The 16,054-nt window shown below is 66.9% G+C and carries 23 protein-coding genes and 1 riboswitch; of the genes, 8 read left to right on the top strand and 15 right to left on the bottom strand.

Going from position 1 to position 16,054, the window contains the following annotated elements; genetic code table 11:
- The first annotated feature begins 164 nt into the window (after positions 1–164).
- Complete coding sequence (locus ACEN2S_RS14050) at positions 165–782, top strand: LolA family protein (protein WP_441866791.1); 618 nt, start codon at positions 165–167, stop codon at positions 780–782.
- Positions 783–841: 59 nt separating this feature from the next.
- Here the strand turns inward: ACEN2S_RS14050 and ACEN2S_RS14045 are convergent, their stop codons facing one another.
- Positions 842–1,423, bottom strand: coding sequence for a transglycosylase SLT domain-containing protein (locus ACEN2S_RS14045; protein ID WP_441866790.1), 582 nt, complete (start codon positions 1,421–1,423; stop codon positions 842–844).
- Positions 1,424–1,617: 194 nt separating this feature from the next.
- On the opposite strand from ACEN2S_RS14045, the gene hspQ reads away from it, so the two are divergent.
- The gene (hspQ, locus tag ACEN2S_RS14040) at positions 1,618–1,944 is read left to right on the top strand and encodes a heat shock protein HspQ (protein WP_441866789.1); all 327 of its coding nucleotides are present in this window, start codon (positions 1,618–1,620) and stop codon (positions 1,942–1,944) included.
- 76 nt (positions 1,945–2,020) lie between these two features.
- On the opposite strand, the gene ACEN2S_RS14035 is transcribed toward hspQ, so the two are convergent.
- Entirely contained in the window at positions 2,021–2,506 is a 486-nt protein-coding gene (locus ACEN2S_RS14035; protein WP_441866788.1) for an ATP-binding protein, read from the bottom strand.
- Positions 2,496–2,843: an STAS domain-containing protein gene (locus tag ACEN2S_RS14030; RefSeq protein ID WP_441866787.1), complete on the bottom strand. Its 348-nt coding sequence runs from the start codon at positions 2,841–2,843 to the stop codon at positions 2,496–2,498. Before ACEN2S_RS14030 ends, ACEN2S_RS14035 begins: the two co-directional genes overlap by 11 nt.
- 418 nt (positions 2,844–3,261) lie before the next feature.
- Between ACEN2S_RS14030 and ACEN2S_RS14025 the strand changes: the two genes are divergently transcribed.
- The 5 genes from ACEN2S_RS14025 to ACEN2S_RS14005 all read left to right on the top strand — a co-directional run bounded on the left by ACEN2S_RS14025 (position 3,262) and on the right by ACEN2S_RS14005 (position 6,470).
- On the top strand, positions 3,262–3,714 hold the full coding sequence (locus ACEN2S_RS14025) for a GAF domain-containing protein (protein WP_441866786.1): 453 nt from the start codon (positions 3,262–3,264) through the stop codon (positions 3,712–3,714).
- Positions 3,715–3,796: 82 nt separating this feature from the next.
- Positions 3,797–4,420, top strand: a complete 624-nt coding sequence (locus ACEN2S_RS14020; protein WP_441866785.1) for a LysE family translocator — start codon at positions 3,797–3,799, stop codon at positions 4,418–4,420.
- The gene (locus ACEN2S_RS14015; RefSeq protein ID WP_441866784.1) at positions 4,420–5,073 is read left to right on the top strand and encodes a pseudouridine synthase; all 654 of its coding nucleotides are present in this window, start codon (positions 4,420–4,422) and stop codon (positions 5,071–5,073) included. Before ACEN2S_RS14020 ends, ACEN2S_RS14015 begins: the two co-directional genes overlap by 1 nt.
- A gap of 90 nt (positions 5,074–5,163) precedes the next feature.
- Complete coding sequence (locus tag ACEN2S_RS14010; RefSeq protein ID WP_441866783.1) at positions 5,164–5,421, top strand: WGR domain-containing protein; 258 nt, start codon at positions 5,164–5,166, stop codon at positions 5,419–5,421.
- Entirely contained in the window at positions 5,418–6,470 is a 1,053-nt protein-coding gene (locus tag ACEN2S_RS14005) for a saccharopine dehydrogenase (RefSeq protein WP_441866782.1), read from the top strand. Before ACEN2S_RS14010 ends, ACEN2S_RS14005 begins: the two co-directional genes overlap by 4 nt.
- Before the next feature lie 17 nt (positions 6,471–6,487).
- Here ACEN2S_RS14005 and ACEN2S_RS14000 read toward each other — a convergent pair whose 3' ends face one another.
- From ACEN2S_RS14000 to cbiE, 10 genes are all read right to left on the bottom strand, one after another.
- Positions 6,488–6,832 (bottom strand): DUF3775 domain-containing protein, encoded by a 345-nt coding sequence (locus ACEN2S_RS14000; protein WP_441866781.1) that lies wholly within the window; start codon positions 6,830–6,832, stop codon positions 6,488–6,490.
- 58 nt (positions 6,833–6,890) lie between these two features.
- On the bottom strand, positions 6,891–7,646 hold the full coding sequence (cobF, locus tag ACEN2S_RS13995; RefSeq protein WP_441866780.1) for a precorrin-6A synthase (deacetylating): 756 nt from the start codon (positions 7,644–7,646) through the stop codon (positions 6,891–6,893).
- A 200-nt stretch (positions 7,647–7,846) separates the two neighbouring features.
- Positions 7,847–8,620, bottom strand: a complete 774-nt coding sequence (locus tag ACEN2S_RS13990; protein ID WP_441866779.1) for a CbtA family protein — start codon at positions 8,618–8,620, stop codon at positions 7,847–7,849.
- Positions 8,621–8,635: 15 nt separating this feature from the next.
- Positions 8,636–8,809 carry a CbtB domain-containing protein gene (locus ACEN2S_RS13985; protein WP_441866778.1) on the bottom strand — a complete coding sequence of 58 codons (174 nt, stop codon included), beginning with the start codon at positions 8,807–8,809 and terminating at the stop codon, positions 8,636–8,638.
- 33 nt (positions 8,810–8,842) lie between these two features.
- A riboswitch (cobalamin riboswitch) is annotated at positions 8,843–9,062 on the bottom strand.
- 49 nt (positions 9,063–9,111) lie between these two features.
- Positions 9,112–9,438, bottom strand: coding sequence for a DUF1636 family protein (locus ACEN2S_RS13980; RefSeq protein ID WP_441866777.1), 327 nt, complete (start codon positions 9,436–9,438; stop codon positions 9,112–9,114).
- On the bottom strand, positions 9,435–10,181 hold the full coding sequence (cobA, locus tag ACEN2S_RS13975; protein ID WP_441866776.1) for a uroporphyrinogen-III C-methyltransferase: 747 nt from the start codon (positions 10,179–10,181) through the stop codon (positions 9,435–9,437). Before cobA ends, ACEN2S_RS13980 begins: the two co-directional genes overlap by 4 nt.
- On the bottom strand, positions 10,178–11,485 hold the full coding sequence (locus ACEN2S_RS13970) for a cobyrinate a,c-diamide synthase (protein WP_441866775.1): 1,308 nt from the start codon (positions 11,483–11,485) through the stop codon (positions 10,178–10,180). The genes cobA and ACEN2S_RS13970 overlap by 4 nt, the downstream gene beginning before the upstream one ends.
- 7 nt (positions 11,486–11,492) lie before the next feature.
- Positions 11,493–12,299: a precorrin-4 C(11)-methyltransferase gene (gene cobM, locus ACEN2S_RS13965; protein ID WP_441866774.1), complete on the bottom strand. Its 807-nt coding sequence runs from the start codon at positions 12,297–12,299 to the stop codon at positions 11,493–11,495.
- Positions 12,296–12,664, bottom strand: coding sequence for a cobalamin biosynthesis protein (locus tag ACEN2S_RS13960; protein WP_441866773.1), 369 nt, complete (start codon positions 12,662–12,664; stop codon positions 12,296–12,298). Before ACEN2S_RS13960 ends, cobM begins: the two co-directional genes overlap by 4 nt.
- Positions 12,655–13,848, bottom strand: coding sequence for a precorrin-6y C5,15-methyltransferase (decarboxylating) subunit CbiE (gene cbiE, locus ACEN2S_RS13955; protein WP_441866772.1), 1,194 nt, complete (start codon positions 13,846–13,848; stop codon positions 12,655–12,657). Before cbiE ends, ACEN2S_RS13960 begins: the two co-directional genes overlap by 10 nt.
- On the opposite strand from cbiE, the gene ACEN2S_RS13950 reads away from it, so the two are divergent.
- Positions 13,847–14,605 (top strand): cobalt-precorrin-6A reductase, encoded by a 759-nt coding sequence (locus tag ACEN2S_RS13950; protein ID WP_441866771.1) that lies wholly within the window; start codon positions 13,847–13,849, stop codon positions 14,603–14,605. The genes cbiE and ACEN2S_RS13950 overlap by 2 nt on opposite strands.
- Here the strand turns inward: ACEN2S_RS13950 and cobJ are convergent.
- Both cobJ and ACEN2S_RS13940 read right to left on the bottom strand, forming a co-directional pair.
- Positions 14,572–15,315, bottom strand: a complete 744-nt coding sequence (cobJ, locus tag ACEN2S_RS13945; RefSeq protein ID WP_441866770.1) for a precorrin-3B C(17)-methyltransferase — start codon at positions 15,313–15,315, stop codon at positions 14,572–14,574. The genes ACEN2S_RS13950 and cobJ overlap by 34 nt on opposite strands.
- Entirely contained in the window at positions 15,312–16,052 is a 741-nt protein-coding gene (locus ACEN2S_RS13940; RefSeq protein ID WP_441866769.1) for a precorrin-2 C(20)-methyltransferase, read from the bottom strand. The genes cobJ and ACEN2S_RS13940 overlap by 4 nt, the downstream gene beginning before the upstream one ends.
- Positions 16,053–16,054: the final 2 nt, after the last annotated feature.

Genomic DNA, 16,054 nt, shown 5'->3' with positions numbered 1-16,054 from the left:
CCCGGATGCCCCAGCGGCATTCGGGCCTTTCGCTGAGGCAGGCCGGCGGAGGACCTGCCCGGACCCTGCGGATGGCGCGCCGCCCGATGGCACAAGCGTGATCCGTGACCGCCGCTTCGTGAACGCCGGGGGCTGGATATTTCCACGCCCGATGTCAGATTAGGATGATGATGATGCGCTTCTTTTCCCCCGCCGCCCTGCTGGCCCCGCTCCTTGCCCTGCTGCTGGCTTTGCCCGCAGCGGCGGCCGATAAAATTCCGCTCACCGAAATCTCGCGCTATCTGAACGGGTTGGGCACCGTCTCGGCGGATTTCACGCAAGTGAACTCGGATGGCTCGCAGACGGCGGGCAAGCTTTTCATCCGGCGTCCGGGGCGGATGCGCTTTGAATATGCCGCGGATAAAACGCTGGTGCTGGCCTCGGGCGGGCAGGTGGCGATTTTTGACGCGAAATCCAATCAGCCCCCCGAGCAATATCCGCTGGCACGCACGCCGCTGAACCTGATTCTGGCGCCGAAGATCGATCTGGGGCGCAACAAGATGGTGATGGGGCATGTGACCGACGGCACCCTGACCGCCGTCACCGCCCAGGACCCTGATCACCCGGAGGTGGGCTCGATTCAGCTGATCTTCTCGGCGGCGCCGACGATGCTGCGGCAATGGGTGGTCACCGATGATACCGGGGCACAAACCCGCGTCTCGCTGACCAATCTGCAGGCCGGAGAAACCTTCCCGCCCTCGCTGTTCTCGATCACCGATGAAGCGGCCAAGCGCGGATTCTGAATAACCTGACCTGCAGGAAAAGGGGCGCCCGCGGCGCCCCTTTTGTCGTCAGAGGATGCTCAGTTCTTGCGGCAGGCGGTCAGCTGCGCGTTGTACAGGGCTGCGCGGGCATCAACATTCGCGGCCACGGACATCAGCCAGCTTTTGCTGTTGTAGCTTTGGCGCGCATAGCCGGTCCGGCCTTCGTGATAGGCCAGATACTGGTTGCGGGCGTCTGATTTGGACAGGCCCAGCTTTCGCGTCGTGCCGTCCATGTACCAGCCCATGAAGTCGGTCGCATCCTCGATCCGGTCGCGTTTGGCGCCCCGGTTGCGGGTCTCGGCGCGGTATTCGTCCCAGGTGTTGTCGAGCGCCTGGCTATAGCCATAGGCCGAGCTTTGGCGGCCCATCGGGATCACCCCCAGCGCATAGCGGAACGGCGTGCGCGCATTGCCGATGAATTTCGATTCCTGATGGATCGTTGCCATCTGCACGGCGATCGGAATCCCCCAGCGGCGCTCGCTGCGTTTCATCGCGGCATAATATTTGGGACGCTCGCGCACAATGTCGCAGGCGTCATCGAGATTACGGGGCGCGGAAAAGTCTCCACCCCCGCAGGACGCCAGCAACAGCAGCGCCGCAAGTTTCAGATATCTGCTCATGTCTGCCTCTTGGCCTTCTTTTGTGCCATATTACGCAAAATTGAAGGTCAGGGAAATCACAAAGCCGACGATGGCCGGGCGATCGGCGGACTGTTGGTCCTGCGCTCACAGACTGTTTCCGGCGTTTTCGGCCCCCGGCAATGGACAGCCCCGGCGGAGAGGATTATTACCTCGAAGTTGGGGGCATCTGATTCATGCAAACAACGCAAGCGAAATATCACATTGGCCAGGTGGTCCGCCACCGCAAGCACCCGTTTCGCGGGGTGGTTTTTGATGTCGATGCGATGTTTTCGAATACCGATGCCTGGTATGAAGCCATCCCCGAGGACAGTCGCCCCTCAAAGGATCAGCCCTTTTATCATCTGCTGGCCGAGAATGATAACAGCTACTATGTGGCCTATGTCTCAGAGCAGAATCTGATCGCGGATCAGTCGGGCGAACCGGTGGATCACCCGGATCTGGGGGATCTTTTCGGAGATTTCGAAGACGGCCGCTATCCGCTGCAGTTTCAGCTCAATTGACCACCGTCTACTGACCACCGTCTCGCGCAGCGCCGCCGCACGGGGCTATGGTCCGGGGCTGTGGACCGCATGGGGGTCAGGCGATCAGCGGCAGACGAAACGCCAGCAGATTGCGGCCATTCTCCCGGCGATAGCCCAGATCCTGCGTCAGATCGCGGATCAGGAACCAGCCAAAGCCGCCTTCGGGCAGCGCTTCCGGCTCCGGGCGCTCCGATTCGGTCTCGGCGCGGGCCTTCAGGCAATCATCGGGCAGCGCCACACCATCATCGCTGACCGAGCAGGAGAGACTGCGGCGGTCCCGCACGATCGACAGGGTGATCGTGCCCGGCGCATCTTCGGCATAGCCATGCTCGACAATGTTGTTCAGCACCTCTGCCAGCACCAGTTCCAGCGTGCCGGATTCGTCCGGTGACAGCTGTCGCATGAAGCGGGCCACTGCCGCGCGCAGCGCGGTGCGCACCGAAAGCGGATCTGCCGGAAAGCTGTGGTGGAAAATCTGCGGCCCGGCGGCGGGCCGGCGGCGAACTTCCGGCGGTACCTCGCGTGCCTGGTCAGCCCACATCGCGCATCCCCTCACCCATGATTGCGGCTTTCATCGTCGGGTGGATTTTCAGCACTGAATCCATGCGGGTCAGACGGAACACCTTTTCCACATTCGGGGTCAGCGCCACCAGTTCGATCTTGCGCGGTGCCAGCGCCTTCATCACCGAGACGATGGCGCCCAGACCCGAGCTGTCGAGGAAGATCACCTGCCCCAGATCCAGCACGATCCGATGCGCCGGTTGCGCCGCGATTTCGCGCATCTGATCCTTGAACCGAATGGCAACGGCGGCGTCGAGCCGCTCTTCCCCGACGCGCACGAAGAGGGCTCCATTATGGGCTTCAGCATACAGGTTCATTCGGGGGGCCTCCGACAGGTCAACTTTGATCTGAAACTAGGGGGCATTCCTTACCATTCGGTGTGCGGCTGGGGGCAGGTGCAGGAAAGATATGAAAAATGTCATTGTTTCTGCACAGCTGACCAATCGAAGGGCTCACCGCGCGGCCAGAGGACGCTGGTCGCGCCCTTTTGGGCGCAGAATAGGCAATGTCCCCAAGGTTGCAGTGACTTTCTGAAATCACGCTTTGGTTGATCCGTCGCGGTCCGGGCCGCCTAAATACCCCAAACAGAAGACAATCGCCGCCCCTTCGCCCCTGTTCTGGCCGGAATCTGCGCCCGGAGCACCTGCCGCAGCGTTAACGCAGCTCAGATTTTCGCCCCCTCTCGCCAAAACTTTTGCCGAAGGCTAGAGGTTGAGCGGATGACAGGAGACGACAATGCTGGACTATGCAGAGCTTGCCACGACGATCCGGGCGCTGACCCATGGCGAAACCGATGAGGTGGCGCTGATGGCCACCGTCGCCTGCGAAGTGCATCACGCCGATGATCGTTTTGACTGGACCGGCTTCTACCGGGTAACCGCGCCCGAAGTGCTGAAGATCGGCCCCTATCAGGGTGGCCACGGCTGTCTGGTGATTCCCTTCGCGCGCGGCGTCTGCGGGGCGGCGGCGCGCACGGGCGCGGTGCAACTCGTGCCCGATGTCGATGCCTTTCCCGGCCATATCGCCTGCGCCAGCTCGACCCGCTCCGAGATCGTGCTGCCGGTCTTTGCCGGGGCAGGGCGGTTGATCGGGGTTTTCGACATCGATAGCAACCAGCCCGATGCCTTCACCCAAGCCGATGCCGAGGGGCTGGCCGCGATTCTGGCCGAGGTGTTCGGCGGGCTGTGAAGGTGGCTTGACCCTGCCCGCCATTCGCGCAGAAAAGGGGCAAAGGGTCTGACCGGGACCGGTGCAATCAGGGGATCGCAGCATGTGGGATGTGTTCATGGCCTTTCCGGCCGAGAGCCTGATCAGCTTTATCATCGGCGGGCTGATCCTGAATGTGGCGCCGGGGGCGGATGTGTTCTTCGCCACCGCCTGCGGCATCAAGGGTGGCCCGCGCGCCGGGGCGATGGCGGGCCTGGGCGTCGGCTTTGGCGTCTGCTGGCACATCACCTTGGCGGCGCTCGGCCTCTCGGCGGTGATCGCGGCGCATCCGGGCGCGCTCAGCGCCATCCGTTGGGCGGGGGCTGCCTATCTCGCCTGGCTCGCGGTGAAAAGCTGGCGCGCGGGCATGGGCGAGAATGATGCCAAAGGCGTGATCAGCCCCTGGCGTGCGATCGGGCGCGGCTTTTTGTCGAACGCGCTGAACCCCAAACCCGTGCTCTTCATCCTCGCCTTCCTGCCGCAGTTCACCCGACCGGAATACGGCCCGATCTGGCAGCAGATCGTCATCCTCGGCGGTATCTTCGCCTTTACCGGCACGCTGATCACCATCGGTTACGGCCTGCTGGCGGGCTATCTCGGCCGCTCGCTGGGGCGCCGCATGGGCGTGGTCAACAAGATCTCGGCGGTGATGTTCGGCGGTCTCGCCGCCAAGATCGCCATCTCCTGATGAGCGATTTTGTCTATACCCCGCCCGATCTGCCGCTGCGCATCCTGCATGCCGACCGCGATATCGTGGTGGCGGACAAGCCCACGGGCCTCCTTTCCGTCCCCGGCCGGGGCGAGGACCGCGCCGATTGCCTGATCAACCGGCTGCGCGAGGTTTATCCCGGTGTCCTTCTGGTGCATCGGCTGGATCTGGACACGTCGGGCGTCATGGTTTTCGCGCTGAACCCGGCCGCGCAAAAGCATCTGGGGCGGCAGTTCGAGACGCGCCAGACCGAGAAAACCTATATTGCCCGGCTGGCCGGACATCTGACGCCCGAGCGGGGGAGGGTGGATCTGCCGCTGATCGTCGATTGGCCGAACCGCCCGCGTCAGCATGTGAATTTTGAAACCGGACGCCCGGCGCAGACCGATTGGCAGGTGCTGGCGCTGGAAGACGACGGCACGACGCGGGTGCGCCTGATGCCGGTGACCGGGCGCAGCCATCAGCTCCGGGTGCATATGCTGGAACAGGGGCACCCGATCTTGGGTGACAGCCTCTATGCCTCAGGGGCGGCGCGCGATTATCCCCGGCTGATGCTGCATGCTGAAACTTTGGGCCTGACGCATCCCTATTCCGGCGCCGCGATGATGTTCACCGCCGACTGTCCGTTCTGATCCGGCCAGCCGGGTGCTTTCGCACTGGCATGGGCGGCTGTTTTCTGATTCTTAGAGGACAGCAATTGCCCGAAGGAGGACGGCACGGCCATGCTGACCTTGATCCTGCACCGAGACGCGAGTGCCACTGCCCGCCGCCCGGCCCGCTACTACCGGGTTGAGGTGGTCTATAACCTCTTTGGCGAATATTCGGTGCTGCGCGCCTGGGGGCCACGAGGCCGGGCAGGCCGTCAGGTCGTCTCGTGGTTTTCCAATCTGCGCGACGCGGTGACGGCGGCCGATCACTGGCATCTCAAGGCCCGCGCACGCGGCTATCATTTGACAAAACGGAGCTATGGTCAGGCATGACACATCTGTGGGTACGGGCCGAGCAGCGCCCGAATGAAGAGCGCGTGGGCCTGACCCCCGAAGGGGCGGCGGCGCTGATCGCGGCTGGAATCCGGGTGACGGTCGAGGAAAGCTCGGTGCGTGAGATCCCGCTGGCGGGCTATGTCACCGCGGGCTGCGAGATCGCGCCCGAGAACAGCTGGCCCGAGGCCCCGCGCGAGGCGATCATCTTTGGGCTGAAGGAATTGCCCGAGGATGGCACGCCGCTGCCGCACCGCCACATCATGTTCGGCCATGCCTATAAGGGGCAACCGGCGGGGCAGGAACTGCTCAAGCGCTTCAAGGCCGGCGGCGGCACGCTCTATGATCTGGAATATCTGGTGGACGAAAGCGGCCGCCGGGTGGCTGCCTTTGGCTATTGGGCGGGCTATGCCGGGGCGGCGATGGCGCTGAAATGCTGGGCCGCGCAGCAACGCGGCGAGATCTGCGGTCCGGTGTCGAAATACCCCGGCCAGCAGGCGCTGGTGGATGATCTGGCGGCTGACCTTGGGGCGGCACCGCGTCCGCGCGCCATCGTTATCGGCGCGCTGGGGCGCGTCGGCACCGGCGCCTCGGATCTCTGCGCGGCGCTGGATGTTGCGGTCACCAAATGGGATATGGCGGAAACCGCCAGCGGCGGGCCATTCCCCGAAGTGCTGGCGCATGACATCTTCCTCAACTGCATTCTGGCCCGGCCCGGCTGCCCGGTTTTCGTGCCCGCCGCAGCATTGCAGGACCCGGGCCGCGCCCTGCGGGTGATCGGCGATATCGCCTGCGATCCCACCTCGGAATTCTCACCGATCAAGGTCTATGACCGCACCACCGACTGGGCCGAACCCGCCCTGCGCGTCGCCTCCGATCCGGTCCTGGATGTGACGGCCATCGACAACCTGCCCTCGCTGCTGCCGCTGGAATCGAGCATCGATTATGCCGGGCAACTCCTGCCCTCGCTGCTGACGCTGCAAGATCTGACGGCGGGTGTCTGGGGCCGTGCCAAGCGGGACTACGACCACTACGTCGCGTTGGTCTGATCCCGGGGGCGCCCGGCTCAGGTCGGGCGCAACACCTCTCCCTCGGCATCCTCGATGCTGAGGCCAAGTGCTTCCATCCCATCCTCGATGAATTCTGCCAGCTGCGGCATGCCCAGCAGATAGCCCGCGCTGGGGGCCGTTGCCTCTTCCCGCGCGGTCTGAATCGCTTCCACCAGCTCGTCCGCCTCAAAAGTCTCGCGTCCGATCCAGACCAGAGCGGTCAGGCTGGCCTGTTCATCCACATTCAGATCGGTGATGAACTCGGCCAGTTCACGATAATGCTGGCCATGCGGGACATCGGAATCCAGCTCACGCGCGCGCAAGAGGATATAGGCGAGTTTTGCCGGGCTGATCAAAAGCATGGGGCACCTCCTGCACAGACTGTCGCGCCAAGGCGCGGGCAATGCAAGCGGAACCCCGTCAGGCGGCAGAGCTGCGCCGCAAGAGGTAGATGTCCATCAGCCAACCATGCGCCGCCCGTGTCGCCGCCCGCCGCGCGATGATTTCCGGCCCGGTCCCGGCCAGCGGTCCGGCGATGTTGATCTCTTCCGCCATCCCGGCATAGGCGGTCCACCAGATCTGGACGCCTTCAGGCGGCAGCGTCTGGAACGCGCAATCGCCATCCAGCATCACCACCAGCGTGTCCACCCCCTCGGGCCAACCATGATCGCGCAACCGGCGCCCGGTGGTCACCAGAAACGGCGCGCCGATCTCGTTCAGCGGGATCGCATGCGCGGCACACAGCGTCTGGATCGAGGTGATGCCGGGAATAACGGTGATCTTCGGGGCAGGGGTCAAACGCCCGGCAATCCGCAATGTGCTGTCATACAGCGCAGGATCGCCCCAGACCAACAGCGCCACCCGGCCCGTATCCCCCAGATGCGCGGCAATCTCGCGCGCCCAGGCGGCGGCAATCGCATCATGCCAGTCATCCACCCGACGCCGGTAGTCCGGAGTGGTGGGGTCCCGGACCGGCAGGTCAAACTCCACCAAACGGGTTGCGGGGTTGGTCACCACTTCGGCGCAGATATCCCGGCGCAAACCGGCCAGATCATCCTTGTCCGGCCCTTTGCGCGGGATCAGGATCAGATCGGCCCGGTTCAGCGCCGTCACCGCGCTGCGGGTCAAATGATCGGGATTGCCGGTACCGATACCCACCAAAATCAGTTCAATCATCTGCCTGTCCTTTGCGCGGCCTGACCATCGCCGATCCATACGGGGCGCACAAGCCGGAGTGACCGCCTCTGGCAGGGTCGGATGCCTCCGGCGGGGATATTTTGAACGAAGCAAGATCTGGCATTTGCTTCGTTCAAAATATCCCGGGGGAGCCGCCGCAGGCGGTGGGGGCAGCGCCCCCTCTCCCCCGGAATCAGGGATTAGCCGAGCGCCTGCAACGCGCGCGCGTTCCAGAAGCGGGAGGCGAGCGCGCCCAGGGTGAGCCAGGCCATCAGCGCCACGCCAAGGGCGCGGGCCGAAAACTCCCCGGCCAGTTCGGGCGGGGCGACACCGGCATAGCTCTCCAGATGCGGCGCGCCGATCACATGCGGCAGCGCCAGCACGAGCGCGGCAACGACCCAGCTCAGCGGCCCTTTGCCAAAGCCAAAGAGGGCTGCGGCGATGAGGCTGGCAAGGACGGTGCCCAGCCACCAGATTTGCCGGTCGGTCAAATCGGCCGCCGGGGTGCCCGGCAGTTCAGGGGCCAGCCCCATTGCCGGGGCGAGTTGCAGCGCCACAAAGCCCGCCAGCCCCCAGAGGATGCCCTGTGCCGGGCCGACACGATGGCCGAAATGCTCGGCCAGTCCAAAACCCGCCACCATCAACAGCGCATAGGCGATGTAGGTGGTACCGGTAAAGAGCACGGTCAGGCTGTTGCGCTGCAGGGTCGAAACCTCGCCTCCCTCCTCATGGGAATGCTCATGCGCGGCGTGGTCGTGCCCGGCATCCGCCTGAGCCTCCGGCAGCGCGGCGTGATCATGGCTGTGCGCCCCGGCCTCACCCGTGGCAACGCCTTGATAATGCACCAGCTCACCTGATTCATATTGCTCACCCTGCAGCAAAAGCGGCTGGATGAACGCGAAATGCAGCAGGGCCGCAAGCAGCCCCGCCGCACAACCAGCGAACAACGCGCTGGCCAACATGCGTTGGATCATGAATTCAGGTTGGGCTTAGTGGCAGGGAAAGCCGACCGCGTGGCGCGTGTCATGCGCCGCGTCATGCAGGGTCGCCGATTGCGCATGGCCCGCGATAAAGACCAGCGTTGCCCCCAGAAGGGCCACGAAAACCGCCGAGATCAGCGTGGTCGAGGTGGCAGCGGTTTTCGTCGTGTTCAGCGTATTCATTCTCATCTCCTTGCCGTCACACCCGACGGCCTCATGGTTTCTCCGCGCATGGCCGGTCTCCTGACTCGCGGGTCGGTGCAGAACCTCGGCCTTCCCGGCGTGGCGCCAGTGGCATCATCGAGGCCTGCTCGCCGCATACAGTCGCGGGGGCGGTTGGGGCTTGGGGCGCCGTCTTCGGTCCGCCCTTTCCCCATTCCCGTTTCATTCCAGACGCTTTGCGCCTTTGGTGGAAACCATGCCTGTTCATTTGCCAGCAAGCCCGCCCGCCGGTCAAGCCTGTTTGCGGCGCTCTGGAGGCTGATCTAACCGGGAATGCGTGCCAGCGCCTTCAGCCGCAGATCGCCAAAGGCGCGGGCATCGGCAAAGGTGCCATCGGCTGCCGCCAGATAGGCGCGGGCGAATCGCAGAAGGTCGGGCAGATCCGCCGCCGTCAGATCGCCAAAGAGATAGGCGGTCTTGCCCTCGGCCCGAAACGCCACGGTTGACGGGCGGGTGCAGCCGGACATGCAGTCGATCCCTGCCACGCGGAGCGGCAGCCCCTCGGCCGCCAAGGCCGCCTCCAGCGCGGGCAAGAGCCCCGATTGCCCCGCGGCGCAGCTGGTGCAGACATGGACGCGGTGGCCGCTCATGCCCCCATCAGCTCCAGCGCCAGCGGGCCATAGAGGATCAGCGTTGGTCCGTCGCCAGCGTCCCCGGCGATCAGCGCGGGCAGCGCGCCCACGGTGGAGGGGCGCAGCTTTTGCGCAGGCGTCGAGACATTCTCGGCCATCAGCGCCGGGGTCTCGGGTGGCAGGCCCTGGGCGATCAGCCCAGCGGCCAGCGTCGCAAAGGTGCGCCGCGCCATATAGACGATGGTGGTCGCCTGCGGATCGGCCAGGGCAGGCCAGTTCAGCCCCTCGGGCAGCGCGCCCGAGACATCATGGCCGGTGACATATTGCACCCGCCGCGCGGTCAGCCGCCGGGTCAGCGGAATGCCTGCCGCCGCTGCCGCAGCCGAGGCTGCGGTGACGCCGGGGATGATCTCATAGCCGATCCCGGCTTCGCGCAGCGCGACGATTTCTTCCTCCAGCCGTCCGAACACGCCGGAATCGCCGGATTTCAGCCGCACCACTTTCGCGCCGGTGCGCGCGTAATCCACCAAGAGGCGGCTGACGTGATCTTGCTTGGGCGAGGGGCGGCCCGCGCGTTTGCCCACCCCCACAAGGTCGGCCCCGGCGCGGGCATGGCCAAGGATCGGCCCGGCGGAGAGGTCATCGAACAGCACAGCATCGGCGGCAGCCAGACGGGCGGCGGCCTTCAGCGTCAACAGTTCAGGGTCGCCCGGACCGGAGGAGACAAAGGAGACGAAGCCTTGGGGGGTCGGGTCGGTCATAGGGCCTCGGCGATCAGGTGAAAGAAGGTGCCGCTGGCCCGCCCGCGACGCGAGCCGGTCTCGGCCACCGCCGCCCCCGTGGCATCGGTTACTTCGGCCAGCGCGGCATCGGGTTGCGCCAGAATGCTGGCATAGTGAAACTCATGCCCCATCAGCCGCGCGCCTGCGGGCTGGCCCGGCATCGGGGCGGTGAGGTTGGCGCGGCGATAGCCCAGATGCATCCGGCGTTTGGCAAAGGAGGTCTCGAGGCCCAGAAGGCCCGCCATTTCATGGCGGCTGCCATCGGCGGCCACCAGCCCCGCGCCCATCGCCATATAGCCGCCGCACTCGCCATGCACCGGGCGCGTTTCGGCAAAGGCGCAGAGGCCTGCCCGAAATTTCGTAGCGGCGGCCAGAACGCCCGCATGCAGCTCGGGGTAGCCGCCGGGCAGCCAGCAGCAATCGGCGGCGGTGTCCGGGCCCTCATCGGCCAGCGGCGAGAAGGGCAGGATCTCGGCCCCCGCCGCGCGCCAGCCCTGCAGCTGATGCGGATAGACAAAGGAAAATGCCGCATCCCGCGCCAGCGCAATCCGTTGCCCCGGCGGGGTGATCGGCAGCGGCGGGGTGAGCGGCAGCCGGGTCGGCCCGGCGGCGGCGCGGATGGCGTTCAGGTCCAGATGCCGGGCGACAAAGGCGCCCGCCGCATCCAGAATCCGCGCCAGATCGGGGTTTTCCTCGGCCTGCACAAGGCCCAGATGCCGCTCGGGCAGCTCAATCTCCGGGTTGCGCGGCAGGCAGCCGAGGCAGGCGATGCCTGCCGCCGCCAGCCCCTCGCGCACCATCGCTTCATGCCGGGGCGAGGCGACACGGTTGGCCACCACGCCGGCAATCTGCACCTCGGGCCGCATTCGGGCAAAACCCAGCGCCACCGCGCCCGCCGATTGCGCCTGCCCCGAGACATCGAGCACCAGCACCACCGGCCAGCCGGTCAGCGCCGCGAGATCGGCACTCGCCCCGGTGCCATGGGCCCCCGGCACCGCCACGCCGTCAAAAAGCCCCATCGAGCCTTCGGCGATCACCAGATCGGCATCCGCCCCGGCATGGATCAGCCCGGCGAGCATCGCCTTGCCCATCGCCCAGCCATCGAGATTGACCGAAGCCCGCCCCGAGGCCGCCGCGTGAAAGGCGGGGTCGATGTAATCCGGCCCGTTCTTGAAGGGCTGCACGCAAACCCCCTGCGCCCGCAACGCGGCCAGAAGGCCCAGCGTCAGCGTGGTCTTGCCGGTGCCCGACGCGGGGGCAGAGATCAACAGGCCCGGGGTCACCTTCGGATCACGCCTGCGGCTCGGCCGAGGCCGGACCCGTTCCGGGGAAACGCGGCTCAGTGCCCGTCGGGCGGAAGCGGCGGTCGTAATCCCCGGCATAAAGGCGGCTTTCGCCGAATTCCTCGGCCCCGATCGCCCGCCCCACGAGGATCAGCGCGGTGCGCTCCATTTCGGCGCCAATCGCGGTTTCCAGCGTGGCGAGGGTGGCGCGCACCACCCGCTCATCGGGCCAGCTGGCGCGCCAGACCACCGCCACCGGGCAATCGGCACCGTAATGCGGCGTGAGGTCAGCGATCACCTTGTCCAGTACATGTACCGAAAGGTGAATCGCCAACGTGGCCCCCGTCCGGGCGAAATTCGCGAGCGTCTCGCCCTCGGGCATGGCACTCGCGCGGCCCGAGGTGCGGGTCAGCACCACCGATTGCGCCACACCGGGCAGCGTCAGCTCGGCGGCCAGCGTGGCGGCGGCGGCGGCGAAGGAGGGCACGCCCGGCGTCACATCATAGGGAATGTCCAGCGCGCGCAGACGGCGCAGCTGCTCGCCCATCGCCGACCAGACCGAGAGGTCGCCCGAATGCAGCCGCGCGACATCTTGGCCTGCTGCATGCGCCTCGGCGATTTCGGCGATGATCTGGTCAAGGCTCATCGGGGCGGTGTTCACGATGCGCGCGCCGGGCGGGCAATGCGCGAGCAGCGCCTCGGGCACCAGCGATCCGGCATAAAGGCAGACCGGGCAGGCGGCGATCAGATCGCGGCCGCGGAGCGTAATCAGATCGGCGGCACCTGGACCGGCGCCAATGAAATGCACGGTCATCCGTTTTCTCCTGTTGCGATGGCGGCGGTGGCCATGCCGTCAGCCGACACCCGGCGCGGCCCGGTCAGCCGTGCGCCGGGACCGGCGGCGGCCAGCGCGGCGGCTTCGGCCAAAGATCCGGTGCCGAACCGCCCCGAAACCCGCGCCGACCAGGTGGCAGTGTCTTGTTTCTCCAATGCGCTGCGCGGAATCGCATGCAGCTCCAGCCCCAGCTCTTCGGCCAGGGCCTGAATGACCGGCGCGTGGGCTTTGGCCTCGGCGGTGGCCAGGGCCGTCAGCCCCTTGGCGCCGCCCGCCGCCTCCAACGCCGCTTTCAGCGAGGCGAGGCTGGCTTCACCGCGAAATCCGAAACCGGCTATGCGCATTTGGTCACACTCCATTGCACCAGGGGGCGCGCGGGGGTCCAGCCGCGCATCCGCCCGAGAGGTGCTGCCTGCGCCAGATCAATCCTGAGCAAGCTGCCGCCCCAGTCAGCATGGGCGGCCAGCACCAGCGCTTCGGTTTCCAGCGTCACCGCATTGATGACGAGGCGCCCGCCATTTGGCAAGGCCGCCCAGACGGCGGCGAGGAGCGCCGCGTCGCCGCCGCCGCCAATGAACACCGCCTGCGGTTGCGGCAGCTGTGCCACCCGCTCAAGGCTGGCGCCCTCATGCACCGCCAGCCGGTGATCGACACCGAAATTCAGCGCATTCGCCCGGATGTTCGGCACCCGGTCCGGCCGGGTTTCCACTGCGGAAGCCGTCCCGCCCGCCAGACACCATTCGACCGAGACCGAGCCGGAGCCCGCGCCCAGATCCCACAGATGCGCGCCCGGGCGTGGGGCGAGGGCCGCCAGCGTCAGCGCCCGCACGGGGGCCTTGGTGATCTGCCCGTCCTGCGCGAACAGCGCATCCGGCAGGCCCGCTGTGCGCGGCAGGGCCACGCCGCCCGCAGGCTCTATCGCCACCAGCACCGGCGCCGCGAGGGCTGTCAGCGCAAATCTGTCCGCCGTGGTTTCGGTGATCCGCGCGCGCGGGCCGCCCAGGGCCTCCATCACCCACAGGGCACTCTCGCCCCAGCCAGCCCCTGACAGCCAATCCGCCAGTTCGCCCGCCGCCGCCCCATCGCGGAGCGTGCAGAGCAGCCGTTGGCCCGGCGCCAGATGCGGGCGCAACCGGGTCAGCGGCGCGGCATGCAGGCCGAGGCAGAGCGTGTCTTCCAGCTTCCAGCCCAGCCGCGCGGCGGCGAGGCTGAAGCAGGAGGGCGCGGGATGCGCGATCCACTCACCGGGGGCCAGATGCCGGGTCAGGCTGCCGCCCGCGCCATGCCAGAACGGATCGCCCGAGGCGAGCACCGCCACGCGCTTGCCGCGCGCCGCCAGCACCGGGGCCACGGAAAACGGCACCGGCCAGGGCTGACCGCGCCCGGAGCTGCCGAGCCCCACGAGATCGAGATGCCGTGGCCCGCCAAAGACGATTTCCGCCGCCTCCAGTGCGGCACGGCTTGCAGGTGTCAGCCCTTCAAGGCCATCTTCGCCGAGACCAATGATGTGAACCCAAGGATCAGCCATGACGCGCGCCCTTCTGCTCGGCGGCACCACCGAAGCCAGCCTGATGGCCCGCGCCCTCGCCGAAGCCGGGATTGAGGCGGTGTTTTCCTACGCCGGCCGTACCGGTGCACCGCGCGCCCAGCCCCTGCTGACGCGGGTGGGGGGCTTTGGCGGCGTGGCGGGCCTTGTGGCCTATCTGCGGGCCGAAGGGATCAGCCATGTGATTGACGCCACCCATCCTTTTGCCGCCGGGATGAGCCGCAACGCGATTGCCGCCTGCGCCGAGACGGGCGTGCCGCTGATCGCACTTGAGCGCGCGCCCTGGGCTGCGGGCGAGGGCGATGATTGGACCCATGTGCCCGACATTCCCGCCGCCGCTGCCGCGCTGCCTGTCGAGGCAGAGCGGGTGTTTCTGGCCATCGGCCGCATGCATCTGGCCGATTTCGCGGGCCAGCCGCAGCACCATTACCTTTTGCGCCTCGTCGATGCCCCCGAGGGGCCCTTGCCCCTGCCGCAGGCCGAGGCGGTGATCGCCAGCGGTCCCTTCACGCTGGAAGAAGATCTGGCCCTGCTGCGCGGGCACCGGATTCAACGCATCGTGGCGAAGAATGCGGGGGGCGTTGGCGCGCGGGCCAAGCTGGATGCCGCGCGGGCGCTGGGCCTGCCGGTGCTGCTGATCGACCGCCCGGCGTTGCCCGCGCGGGCCACCGCCGAAACAGGGGATGCGGTGCTGCACTGGCTGGCTCATACCACGCCGCCTGCGCTGCGCGGGGTGTAGACCCAAGGCCCCAGCCGCTTCGTGGCCGCATTGCCGACGAGGACCACCGTCCGCATATCCGCCATTTCGGGCGTGGCTTCCCCAAGCGTCACCGTCCGGATCGCCTGCTCCGGCGTGGTGACCGCGCGGGCAAAGGTGATCAGCCGCGCGCTCCCGCATTCAGCGCGCAATATCTCCAGCGCGCGGGCGAATTGATGCGGGCGGGATTTCGAGCGCGGGTTGTAAAAGGCCATCGCGAAATCGGCCTGTGCAGCCAGCCGCAGGCGATGCTCCACCAGCTCCCAGGGTTTCAGATTGTCCGAGAGGTTGATGCAGCAGAAATCATGCCCCAAGGGCGCGCCCGCCGCCGCCGCCGCCGCCAGCATCGCGGTGATGCCGGGCAAAACGCGGATGTCGAGACTGAGGTATTCCGGCGCTGCCTCCACCGCCTCGAACACCGCTGAGGCCATGGCGAACACCCCGGGATCGCCGGAGGACACCACCACCACCTGCCGCCCCGCCGCCGCCATCTCCAGCGCGTGGCGCGAGCGGTCCAGTTCCACCCGGTTGTCGCTGGGGTGCAGCGTCAGGCCGGGGCGCGGCGCGATCCGCGCGACATAGGGGATGTAGCCCACGATATCGGTGGCCGTGGCGAGGGCCGCGCGCACTTCCGGCGTTACCAGATCTTCGGCGCCGGGGCCGAGGCCCGCGATGGTCAGCCTGCCACTCATTCTGCCGCCTCGGCCAGTTCCGGGCGGCGGCCCTGTCCGTGCACCAGCACGATGGCGAAATAGGGGCATTCCGCCTCGGGTGCCTCGGCCAGAGGCTGTACCTTTTGCCCGGGCATCGTCCCGCGCTCGACCAGCCAGGCGGCCCCGAGCCGCCCGGCGGCGGCCAGCGCGCGGCGGACTTTTGGCAGATTGCGCCCGGTTTTCATGATGACCAAAGCATCCGCCGCCGTCATGTGGCGGATCAGATCTTCTTCGGGCAGCGTGCCCATCAGCACCGTCATCACATCATCACCCCAGGTGATCGGCGTGCCGGTGGCGGTCCAGCAGCCCGACATGCCGGTGATGCCGGGGATCACCTCGATCTCCACCCGGCCCAGCAGACGGGTGTAGAGATGCATGAAACTGCCGTAGAAGAACGGATCGCCCTCGCAGATCACCACCACATCGTCGGTGGCGAGTTGCGCGGCCAGACGTTCGGCCCAGTCATCGTAAAACCGGGCCAACGCGTCGATATAGGCCGGGCTGTCAAAGGGGAGTTCGGTCGTGACCGGATATTCCATAGCATGTTCGGTGACTTTGGCGGCCAGCATCCCCTCGACGATGCGGCGCGCCTGACCCGCCCGGCCCGCCTTGCGGAAATAGGCGATGTGGCGCGCGGCGCGGATTGCGCGGTCGGAGCGGACCGACATCAGATCCGGGTCGCCGGGGCCAAGGCCGGTGCAGATCAGTTTGCCCATGC

It is taken from the genome of Phaeovulum sp. W22_SRMD_FR3 (assembly GCF_052113705.1).
GTDB lineage: Bacteria > Pseudomonadota > Alphaproteobacteria > Rhodobacterales > Rhodobacteraceae > JBGQOG01.
The sequence above is the reverse complement of the archived record's forward strand: the minus strand, read 5'-3'. Positions and strand labels throughout refer to the sequence as shown.

Bases quoted from the DNA above. Each gene is read 5' to 3' on its own strand.
- ACEN2S_RS14050 (WP_441866791.1), top strand. From the start codon at position 165: ATGATGATGATGCGCTTCTTTTCCCCCGCCGCCCTGCTGGCCCCGCTC.
- ACEN2S_RS14045 (WP_441866790.1), bottom strand. From the start codon at position 1,423: ATGAGCAGATATCTGAAACTTGCGGCGCTGCTGTTGCTGGCGTCCTGC.
- hspQ (WP_441866789.1), top strand. From the start codon at position 1,618: ATGCAAACAACGCAAGCGAAATATCACATTGGCCAGGTGGTCCGCCAC.
- ACEN2S_RS14035 (WP_441866788.1), bottom strand. From the start codon at position 2,506: ATGTGGGCTGACCAGGCACGCGAGGTACCGCCGGAAGTTCGCCGCCGG.
- ACEN2S_RS14030 (WP_441866787.1), bottom strand. From the start codon at position 2,843: ATGAACCTGTATGCTGAAGCCCATAATGGAGCCCTCTTCGTGCGCGTC.
- ACEN2S_RS14025 (WP_441866786.1), top strand. From the start codon at position 3,262: ATGCTGGACTATGCAGAGCTTGCCACGACGATCCGGGCGCTGACCCAT.
- ACEN2S_RS14020 (WP_441866785.1), top strand. From the start codon at position 3,797: ATGTGGGATGTGTTCATGGCCTTTCCGGCCGAGAGCCTGATCAGCTTT.
- ACEN2S_RS14015 (WP_441866784.1), top strand. From the start codon at position 4,420: ATGAGCGATTTTGTCTATACCCCGCCCGATCTGCCGCTGCGCATCCTG.
- ACEN2S_RS14010 (WP_441866783.1), top strand. From the start codon at position 5,164: ATGCTGACCTTGATCCTGCACCGAGACGCGAGTGCCACTGCCCGCCGC.
- ACEN2S_RS14005 (WP_441866782.1), top strand. From the start codon at position 5,418: ATGACACATCTGTGGGTACGGGCCGAGCAGCGCCCGAATGAAGAGCGC.
- ACEN2S_RS14000 (WP_441866781.1), bottom strand. From the start codon at position 6,832: ATGCTTTTGATCAGCCCGGCAAAACTCGCCTATATCCTCTTGCGCGCG.
- cobF (WP_441866780.1), bottom strand. From the start codon at position 7,646: ATGATTGAACTGATTTTGGTGGGTATCGGTACCGGCAATCCCGATCAT.
- ACEN2S_RS13990 (WP_441866779.1), bottom strand. From the start codon at position 8,620: ATGATCCAACGCATGTTGGCCAGCGCGTTGTTCGCTGGTTGTGCGGCG.
- ACEN2S_RS13985 (WP_441866778.1), bottom strand. From the start codon at position 8,809: ATGAATACGCTGAACACGACGAAAACCGCTGCCACCTCGACCACGCTG.
- ACEN2S_RS13980 (WP_441866777.1), bottom strand. From the start codon at position 9,438: ATGAGCGGCCACCGCGTCCATGTCTGCACCAGCTGCGCCGCGGGGCAA.
- cobA (WP_441866776.1), bottom strand. From the start codon at position 10,181: ATGACCGACCCGACCCCCCAAGGCTTCGTCTCCTTTGTCTCCTCCGGT.
- cobM (WP_441866774.1), bottom strand. From the start codon at position 12,299: ATGACCGTGCATTTCATTGGCGCCGGTCCAGGTGCCGCCGATCTGATT.
- ACEN2S_RS13960 (WP_441866773.1), bottom strand. From the start codon at position 12,664: ATGCGCATAGCCGGTTTCGGATTTCGCGGTGAAGCCAGCCTCGCCTCG.
- ACEN2S_RS13950 (WP_441866771.1), top strand. From the start codon at position 13,847: ATGACGCGCGCCCTTCTGCTCGGCGGCACCACCGAAGCCAGCCTGATG.
- cbiE (WP_441866772.1), bottom strand. From the start codon at position 13,848: ATGGCTGATCCTTGGGTTCACATCATTGGTCTCGGCGAAGATGGCCTT.
- cobJ (WP_441866770.1), bottom strand. From the start codon at position 15,315: ATGAGTGGCAGGCTGACCATCGCGGGCCTCGGCCCCGGCGCCGAAGAT.
- ACEN2S_RS13940 (WP_441866769.1), bottom strand. From the start codon at position 16,052: ATGGGCAAACTGATCTGCACCGGCCTTGGCCCCGGCGACCCGGATCTG.